The sequence below is a fragment of the Enterobacter sp. CCUG 70166 genome, assembly GCF_020224095.1.
Lineage (GTDB): Bacteria > Pseudomonadota > Gammaproteobacteria > Enterobacterales > Enterobacteriaceae > Enterobacter > Enterobacter intestinihominis.
On sequence record NZ_NRIQ01000001.1, the window covers coordinates 184,066 to 191,075 of the forward strand.

Consider the following 7,010-nt stretch of genomic DNA (forward strand, 5'->3'; position numbering starts at 1 on the left):
GAAGTTCATGATGAGTGACGGCTATTTCCTCGGGGTAGATGTAGGTTCAGCCAGCGTTCGTGCAGGGCTTTACTCTGCGCAAGGCGAGCGTTTGAGCTTCGCGACCCGTCCGATTTCGCAGTTTCACGCCAGCAATGCGCGCGTGGAACAATCCTCTGTGGAAATCTGGCAGCAGGTTTGTGCGGTGGTGCGGGAAGCCGTCGACTCCTCTGGGATTTCACCTGACGCCATTCGTTCGATTGGCTTCGACGCCACGTGCTCGCTGGTCGCGCTGGATGCTGACGGTAACGGCCTGAGCGTCTCCCCGGACAGTCCGGCATCGCAGGACATCATTATGTGGATGGATCATCGTGCTCACGAAGAAACCGTTCACATCAATGCCACACGCGATCCGGCCTTGTGCTACGTGGGCGGCGAGGTGAGTATTGAAATGGAACTGCCAAAACTGCTGTGGTTGCAGCGGCATCATCCTGAAACATGGAATCAGGCCTGGCGCTTTTTCGACCTTGCCGATTTTCTGGTCTGGAAAGCGACGGGCCAGGACGCCGCCAGCCTGTGCACCCTCACCTGCAAATGGAACTACCTTGCGCATGAGGCGCAGTTCAGCGAATCGCTGCTCAGGGAGGTGGGGCTGGAGACCTTACTGACAAAAATTCCCGATACTATTCTGGACGTCGCTGAATGCGTCGGGAAACTCAGCCCACAGGCAGCGCAAGCTCTGGGGTTGCCCGAAGAGGTGATTGTGGCAAGCGGCATGATCGATGCCCACGCGGGTGGCGTGGCGCTGACGGGCTCACACCCGGAAGGCACGCTGGCGCTCATCAGCGGAACCTCGAACTGCCATATGCTTGCCAGTCAGACGGAGATCCATACGCCCGGCGTCTGGGGACCTTACTGGAGCGCCATGCTGCCGGGCTACTGGCTGACGGAAGGCGGGCAAAGTGCTGCCGGGGCGCTGGTCGACTGGACGTTGCGCGAGCACGGAGTCAGCGCAGAGCTGTTTGCAAAAGCAGAAGCGGCGCAATGCCATCCGGTGGCATTACTCAACGACTGGGTAGCCGCGCTTGAACAGGAAGAAAAATATCCCACCCGCAACCTGCACATTCTGGCCGATCACCACGGCAACCGCTCGCCGCGTTCGCGTCCTGATGCCCGGGGCAGCGTGGTCGGTCTGACATTAGAAACCGGTGAACGTGCGCTGGCGAGGCTCTACCTGGCCACGCTACAGGCCATAGCCTATGGCACACGACACATTATGGATACTCTGAAACATCATGGGCACACCTTGTCGCGCATTGTCATTTGTGGTGGAGCTACTCATAACCGGCTCTGGCTGCGGGAGTATGCCGATGCCACAGACTGCGATATTCACCTTTTAGCCGAAGAAGATGCGGTCACTCTCGGCGCGGCCATTTGCGGCGCTGTGGCGAGCGGTGCATGGGCAACGCTTACCGACGCCACCCGGGAAATGGTCAAAGCCGGCGATATCATCACCTGTCGGCCGGAAACCGCGGCCTTCCACCGGCAAAAATATGAGGCGTACCTGATGCTGTGGACCCAGCAACAGGCGCTTAATCTCCTGATGCAGCAGGAAATGTAATGGCAGGATGCGTATGCTTTATCAGCAGTTTTTACGTACGTTAAGGATTGAGGCGTAGCGATGGCCAAAACAGTTGAACAGATAGCGAAGGATCTGAATTTATCCGTCACCACCGTGCGGCTGGTACTGAGCGGGAAAGCCGAACAGTATCGGATCAGTGTGAAAACACAGTCCCGAATTAATGAACACGTCGAGCGCTTCGGCTATACCCTCAACCATTCGGCGCGCAGTCTGAAGTTAAACAAAACCGAGACGCTGGGGCTCATCGTGCCCAACATCTCAAACGTGTTCTTTGCAACGCTCGCCGAGAAACTCGAACTGCGCTGCCGCCGTTCGGGTTACCAGCTGATGATCAGCTGTACTTACAACGATGTGGATTACGAAAACAAGCTGGTAAAAGCTCTGATGGCGCGCAACGTGGACGGCTTATTTATCGTTCCCTCAACGCTGGAAAATCAGCAGCATCATTTGCGGCAGATCCAAAAGCCACTGGTGCTCCTTGACCGGGATTTTGGCTTTACTGACAACGCGCTGGTAGAGAGTCATAACGAGGCTGGGGGGGATGAACTGGCCCGCAATATGCTGGAAGAGTGCAAAACGCCGCTCTGGTTCCTTGTGGGCGATACCGCACTGCCCAGCATTACGGACCGTCTGAACGGCTATTTGCAGGCCCTGAAAACAGCCGGTATACACCATCGCGAGTGGGTCATCGAAGGGCCGGACAATACGCCGGAGGGGGGATATGCCCTGATGGATTCGCTTATCGACAGCCAGGGTGTTCCGCAGGCGTTTATCGCCTCATCGTTACCCGTCCTGGAAGGGGCAATCGAAGCCCTGCGGACGCGTACCGGTACCGTGCCCCAACACATCAATATTGGCACCTTCGATGAGCACCCCATGCTGGGGTTCCTGCCTAACAGCGTCTGGTCCATGCAGCAGGATGAAGATACCTGGGCGGAAAAAGCGTTTGAACTGATGCAGCGAGCCATCGACGGCGAAGCGGTCAACGAGACGGCGAAAGTCGATATGAAGCTGGTCAAACGTTCCCGCCAGTAAAAATAAAACTGTACCCGGAGAATAAAAAATGGAACGAGCCCGATTAGCCAGAGACATTATCGACACCTGCCTTGAGATGACCCGCATGGGATTAAATCAGGGCACCGCCGGGAATATCAGCGTTCGCTATCGCGACGGTATGCTGATTACGCCGACCGGAATTCCCTACGAGCATCTGACCGAAGAGAGTATCGTCTATGTCGATGCACAGGGGCGACACGAAGAGGATAAACTGCCCTCCAGCGAATGGCGTTTTCATCAGGTTGTGTATCAGACCCGCCCGGATGCTAACGCCGTCGTCCATAACCATGCGGTTAACTGTACCGCCGTCTCGATACTCAACCGCCCCATTCCTGCTATTCACTATATGATTGCCGCCGCCGGGGGAAACTCCATTCCCTGCGCGCCTTACGCGACCTTCGGGACGCGCGCGCTGTCAGAGCATGTCGCGGTCGCGTTACGCGATCGCAAAGCGACGCTATTACAGCACCACGGCCTGATCACCTGCGAAGAAAATCTTGAGAAGGCACTGTGGCTGGCGCAGGAGGTAGAGGTGCTGGCAAAACTCTACCTGGCCACGCTGGCGATCGTGGATCCCGTTCCGGTACTCAGTGACGATGAAATTGCCATTGTTCTTGAGAAATTTAAAAGCTACGGGTTGCGCGTCGAGGCGTAATTTTTTATCCGGGGGTGCTTTTATCACACCCTCGTAATATCTCTTAAACAAACACCTATTTACCGCACTTATCACCCCGCCTAAACTATGGCCTGCTTTTTGGTAGAGGTGGTAATGAACGATTATAAAATGACGCCAGGTGAACTGCGTGCGACCTGGGGTTTAGGGACTGTTTTCTCGCTACGGATGCTTGGCATGTTTATGGTCCTGCCCGTTCTGACCACATATGGCATGGCGTTACAGGGCGCCAGCGAAGCGCTGATTGGTCTGGCGATCGGTATCTACGGCCTGGCGCAGGCGATATTCCAGATCCCCTTTGGCCTGCTCTCCGACCGCGTGGGTCGCAAACCGCTGATTGTCGGCGGGCTGCTGGTGTTTGTACTTGGCAGCATCATCGCCGCCCTCTCCCACTCCATCTGGGGAATTATTCTTGGCCGCGCCCTGCAAGGTTCCGGGGCGATTGCAGCCGCCGTGATGGCGCTGCTGTCAGACTTAACCCGCGAGCAAAACCGCACCAAAGCCATGGCGTTTATTGGCGTCAGCTTCGGCGTCACGTTTGCCATTGCCATGGTGCTGGGGCCGATTATTACCCATTCACTCGGCCTGCACGCCCTGTTCTGGATGATAGCCGTGCTGGCAACCATCGGGATCGCACTCACGCTGTGGGTTGTGCCGGACAGTAAAAACCATGTCCTGAACCGTGAATCCGGGATGGTCAAAGGCTGCTTCAGCAAAGTCATCGCCGAGCCGCGCCTGCTTAAGCTGAACTTCGGCATTATGTGTCTGCACATTCTGCTGATGTCCACCTTTGTCGCCCTGCCCGGTCAACTTGCCGCAGCAGGTTTCCCGGCGGCAGAGCACTGGAAAATTTATCTGGTCACAATGCTGATCTCGTTTGTCTCCGTTGTGCCCTTCATTATTTACGCCGAAGTGAAGCGCAAAATGAAACGCGTCTTCGTGGGCTGCGTGGCGTTACTGTTGATTGCCGAGATTGTGCTGTGGGGCGCCGGCCCACATTTCTGGGAGCTGATCGCAGGCGTACAGCTGTTCTTCCTGGCGTTTAATCTGATGGAAGCCCTGCTGCCGTCGCTTATCAGCAAAGAGTCTCCGGCAGGATACAAAGGCACCGCGATGGGCATTTACTCCACCAGCCAGTTTCTCGGCGTGGCGATCGGCGGGTCCCTCGGCGGCTGGGTGGACGGTCTTTTTGATTCTCAGACCGTGTTCCTCGCCGGTGCGCTACTGGCGATGCTCTGGCTGTTTGTTGCCAGCACCATGAAAGAGCCGCGCTATGTGAGTAGCCTGCGGGTAGAAATTCCCGATGACGTGGCAATCGGTGACGCGTTACAACAGCGTCTGGAAGCGACAGAGGGCGTGAGCGAAGTGCTGATTGTCCCGGAAGAGCGCAGTGCGTATGTCAAAATTGACAGCAAAGTGACTAACCGCTTTGAGGTAGAGCAGGCGCTAAAGGCCTGAAAAAATGCCCGGTTTAGCCGGGCATAATTGTCTTAATCGCGGAAGTTTTTAAACTGGAATGGCTGACCGAGATCGCCGCCACGCACCAGCGCCATCACGGATTGCAGGTCATCACGGGATTTTCCGGTCACGCGGATCTCTTCCCCCTGGATCTGCGCCTGCACTTTCAGCTTACTGTCTTTGATAAGCTTAACGATTTTTTTCTGTACCGCGCTTTCAATCCCCTGCTTCAGCTTCGCTTCTACAAACCAGGTTTTGCCGCTGTGAACAAAATCTTCCGGTACATCAAGTGAGGTCCCTTCAATGCCGCGCTTGAGCAGCTTGGCGCGCAGGATATCCAGCAGTTGGTTGACCTGGAAATCAGACTCACTCAGGACTTTGATTGTCTTGTTCGCGTCGTTCAGTTCAATGGTCGCCTCAACGCCACGAAAATCGAAACGTGACTCCACTTCACGAATAGCATTATCTACGCCGTTACGCGCTTCCTGCAGATCAACTTCAGAAACAATATCGAAAGATGGCATCTTTTCTTCTCCCTTCATTTTTGTTGCGTTGCATAATACCTGCAACGAGGCATAACGAGAAGCTTAGCTGATGGCGCTATACTTAGCGTCTTAGCACCTGGCGCAGTTGCAGGTGAGGAGGAACAATGAAAGTAACAGTGCTTGGATGCGGCGCCCTTGGTCAACTCTGGCTTAGCGCGCTATGCAAACAGGGACACGACGTTCAGGGCTGGCTGCGAATTCCCCAACCCTATTGCAGTGTGAATGTGATGGGTACAGACGGTTCAATTTTTAACGAGTCTTTGACGGCAAACGATCCGGAATTTCTCGCGAGCAGCGATCTGCTGCTGGTCACGCTGAAGGCCTGGCAGGTCTCCGATGCGGTGAAAAGCCTGGCCGCCCAATTACCTGAAAGCACGCCAGTCCTGCTGATTCACAACGGTATGGGTACCATTGAAGAGCTAAAGTCTGTCCGGCAACCGCTGCTGATGGGAACAACCACCCACGCGGCACGCCGCGACGGTAACGTCATTATTCATGTTGCCAGTGGCATCACCCATATCGGCCCGGCGCGTGAACAGCCCGGCGATTACAGCTATCTTGCGGATACCCTGCAAAGCACGCTGCCTGACGTCGCCTGGCACAATAACATTCGCGCAGAACTGTGGCGCAAACTGGCGGTCAACTGCGCGATCAATCCGCTGACTGCCCTGCTGGATTGCCCTAACGGTGATCTGCGCCAGCATCCCGATCGGTTAGCGCTGATTTGCCGGGAAGTTGCCGCCGTTATTGAACGCGAAGGCTACCACACCTCAGAGTCTGATTTACGTTATTATGTCGACCAGGTCATTGAGAGTACGGCAGAAAATATCTCTTCAATGTTGCAGGATGTCCGGGCGATGCGGCATACCGAAATTGATTACATTACCGGTTATCTGTTAAAACGCGCCCGGGCTCACGGCATTACCGTTGCGGAAAACAGCCGTCTGTTTGAGTTAGTTAAACGAAAGGAGAGTGAGTATGAGCGCATCGGCACTGGTATGCCTCGCCCCTGGTAGCGAAGAGACAGAAGCGGTCACCACCATTGATTTGATGGTACGTGGTGGTATTAAGGTTACCACCGCCAGCGTCGCCAGCGACGGAAGTCTGGCGATTACCTGCTCGCGTGGGGTCAAGATCCTGGCAGATGCACCGCTTGTACAGGTGGCGGACGGTGATTACGACATTATCGTGCTGCCGGGCGGTCTGAAGGGCGCGGAGTGTTTCCGCGACAGCCCGCTGCTGGTTGAAACCGTTCGTCAGTTTCATCTTTCCGGGCGTATCGTCGCGGCAATCTGTGCGGCCGCAGGTACGGTACTGGTTCCGCACGACATTTTCCCCATCGGCAATATGACCGGCTTCCCAGGCCTGAAGGATACGATTCCGGAAGACCAGTGGGTGGATAAACGCGTGGTCTGGGATCCGCGGGTTAACCTGCTCACCAGCCAGGGGCCGGGTACCGCCATTGATTTTGGCCTGAAGATTATTGACCTGCTGGTCGGGCGCGAAAAAGCGTACGAAGTGGCGTCATCGCTGGTGATGGCGGCAGGGATTTATAACTACTACGAGTAAAAAAAGCCGGGTGGCGGCTACGCCTTACCCGGCCTACAAGTGTACGGTACCGTAGGCCCGGTAAGCGAAGGGTATGAACCGGAAACAT

Annotated in this window: 7 protein-coding genes; 6 read left to right on the forward strand and 1 reads right to left on the reverse strand. The window is 55.7% G+C overall.

The features are described 5' to 3' along the window. Positions 1-10 precede the first annotated feature (10 nt). From CKK19_RS00860 to CKK19_RS00875, 4 genes are all read left to right on the forward strand, one after another. Entirely contained in the window at positions 11-1,600 is a 1,590-nt protein-coding gene (locus CKK19_RS00860; RefSeq protein WP_063853685.1) for an FGGY-family carbohydrate kinase, read from the forward strand. A gap of 60 nt (positions 1,601-1,660) precedes the next feature. Continuing rightward, the gene (locus CKK19_RS00865; protein ID WP_023299444.1) at positions 1,661-2,656 is read left to right on the forward strand and encodes a LacI family DNA-binding transcriptional regulator; all 996 of its coding nucleotides are present in this window, start codon (positions 1,661-1,663) and stop codon (positions 2,654-2,656) included. A gap of 28 nt (positions 2,657-2,684) precedes the next feature. After that, positions 2,685-3,332: an L-fuculose-phosphate aldolase gene (gene fucA, locus CKK19_RS00870; RefSeq protein WP_017383181.1), complete on the forward strand. Its 648-nt coding sequence runs from the start codon at positions 2,685-2,687 to the stop codon at positions 3,330-3,332. Between the two features lie 114 nt (positions 3,333-3,446). Beyond that, the gene (locus CKK19_RS00875; RefSeq protein ID WP_022647234.1) at positions 3,447-4,808 is read left to right on the forward strand and encodes an MFS transporter; all 1,362 of its coding nucleotides are present in this window, start codon (positions 3,447-3,449) and stop codon (positions 4,806-4,808) included. Between the two features lie 32 nt (positions 4,809-4,840). Here CKK19_RS00875 and CKK19_RS00880 read toward each other — a convergent pair whose 3' ends face one another. Then, positions 4,841-5,332, reverse strand: a complete 492-nt coding sequence (locus CKK19_RS00880; protein ID WP_022647233.1) for a YajQ family cyclic di-GMP-binding protein — start codon at positions 5,330-5,332, stop codon at positions 4,841-4,843. 125 nt (positions 5,333-5,457) lie between these two features. Here CKK19_RS00880 and panE point away from each other — a divergent pair, with 125 nt between their 5' ends. Together panE and yajL are read left to right on the forward strand one after the other, a co-directional pair. Further along, positions 5,458-6,369 carry a 2-dehydropantoate 2-reductase gene (panE, locus tag CKK19_RS00885; protein ID WP_046620560.1) on the forward strand — a complete coding sequence of 304 codons (912 nt, stop codon included), beginning with the start codon at positions 5,458-5,460 and terminating at the stop codon, positions 6,367-6,369. Further along, positions 6,332-6,922 (forward strand): protein deglycase YajL, encoded by a 591-nt coding sequence (gene yajL / locus CKK19_RS00890; protein ID WP_022647231.1) that lies wholly within the window; start codon positions 6,332-6,334, stop codon positions 6,920-6,922. Before panE ends, yajL begins: the two co-directional genes overlap by 38 nt. The last annotated feature ends 88 nt before the right edge of the window (positions 6,923-7,010 follow it).

Coding starts and splice junctions, on each gene's coding strand:
- CKK19_RS00860 (WP_063853685.1), top strand. CDS start 11: ATGAGTGACGGCTATTTCCTCGGGGTAGATGTAGGTTCAGCCAGCGTT.
- CKK19_RS00865 (WP_023299444.1), top strand. CDS start 1,661: ATGGCCAAAACAGTTGAACAGATAGCGAAGGATCTGAATTTATCCGTC.
- fucA (WP_017383181.1), top strand. CDS start 2,685: ATGGAACGAGCCCGATTAGCCAGAGACATTATCGACACCTGCCTTGAG.
- CKK19_RS00875 (WP_022647234.1), top strand. CDS start 3,447: ATGAACGATTATAAAATGACGCCAGGTGAACTGCGTGCGACCTGGGGT.
- CKK19_RS00880 (WP_022647233.1), bottom strand. CDS start 5,332: ATGCCATCTTTCGATATTGTTTCTGAAGTTGATCTGCAGGAAGCGCGT.
- panE (WP_046620560.1), top strand. CDS start 5,458: ATGAAAGTAACAGTGCTTGGATGCGGCGCCCTTGGTCAACTCTGGCTT.
- yajL (WP_022647231.1), top strand. CDS start 6,332: ATGAGCGCATCGGCACTGGTATGCCTCGCCCCTGGTAGCGAAGAGACA.